Below are 1233 nucleotides of genomic sequence, written 5' to 3' on the forward strand. Positions count from 1 at the left end.
CGCGGCGCGGGGGGGGGCCGCGAGCGTGCTCCGGGGGGGTTATTGTGGTGATCGGCCTCGGGTGTGGCCCGTCGGGGCGGGCCCCCGGCAGCGCGGCGGTGGCGGGCCCGCCCGCCCCCCCCCTGACGGGCCCCCCGATGTGACCCGTGCCGTATCAGCCGCCGGGGACCGTGTCCTCGAACGTCGTGCCCGCGCCGCGATAGGCGCCGACCCGCTCCTTCACCTGGTCCGGCGTCAGAACCTCGTCCTTGACGTGCAGGACGTAGTCGACCTGCTGGTCGTAGGCGCGGGGCGTGGTGCTCGACTGTCCCGCGAGGTCGATGAGCCACTGGTTGAAGTTGATGGACATGGGCCGTTCCGGCAGGTACTTGGCATCGTGCGTGCCGAACAGCTGCCCGTCGACGTAGTACTTGATGGCGCTGTCGTCGATGGTGAACACGACGTCGTGCCAGCCCTCGTAGCTCTGCCGCACCTCGGTGTGCTGGTTGACGGCTTCCCACGGTTCGGGATTGAAGGTCGCCCAGGAAGTGGCATAGAGGATGTCGGCGGGCTCGCCCCAGCCTCCGTTGGGCAGATACTCGAAGTCGTACTCGGAGTAGTCGTCGGCCATCGGGGACTTGAGGTCGTTGATGGAGAAGAACGCCTGGACGAGGTGGTCCCCGTCGGGGCCGGACTTCGGTGCGTCGGCGTATTTCACGCGGGCCGCGTAGGTGCCGTTCCTGAACTTGACCGCCTTGGTGAGAATCTCGGTCTGCTTCGTCGACTCCCCTGTGCCGGCGGTCGAAGTCTCCAGGTTCATCACGGAGTTGCCGTCCGCGGCGCGGAAGGTGATGTTCTCGGGCGCCCAGGTGGCGCCGGGCACGCCGGGGCCGCCCGCGTTGGAGCGGATGCTCCAGCCGTGCTCGGAGATCTTCGGGTCGGTGTGCCCGGCGTAGGCGAAGTCGTCGAAGAGCGTCGCGGCGGCGGCCGTCGGGGCGGTGCCGTCCGGAGCGGCGGAGGCGGGCAGCGCGGCGGGCCCCGCCAGACCGAGGCCGGCGGCGGCCGCAATCGCCGTCGCGACCGCGACGGTTGTCAGCGGCCGGGAGGTCACTCTGAAGCGGTGTCGGTTCATCGACCTGGTTCCTTTCGGAATGCCCGGAGCGCTCACCCCACCCGCCGGTGGGGGGAGTTGAGGCCCAACGACACCAACCGGGCGGTTACCAAATGTAAGGTTACCCCACGCGCTGCCAGAAT

General features: G+C 69.5%; 1 pseudogene. It reads right to left on the reverse strand.

The annotated features are described in order from the left end of the window. Positions 1-154 precede the first annotated feature (154 nt). Positions 155-958 (reverse strand): annotated as a pseudogene (locus ACFWY6_RS45475) (glycoside hydrolase family 16 protein); the annotation flags it as partial. Positions 959-1233 lie beyond the last annotated feature (275 nt).

This window comes from Streptomyces sp. NPDC059037, assembly GCF_042740015.1.
In the GTDB taxonomy this organism is placed as follows: Bacteria; Actinomycetota; Actinomycetes; order Streptomycetales; family Streptomycetaceae; genus Streptomyces.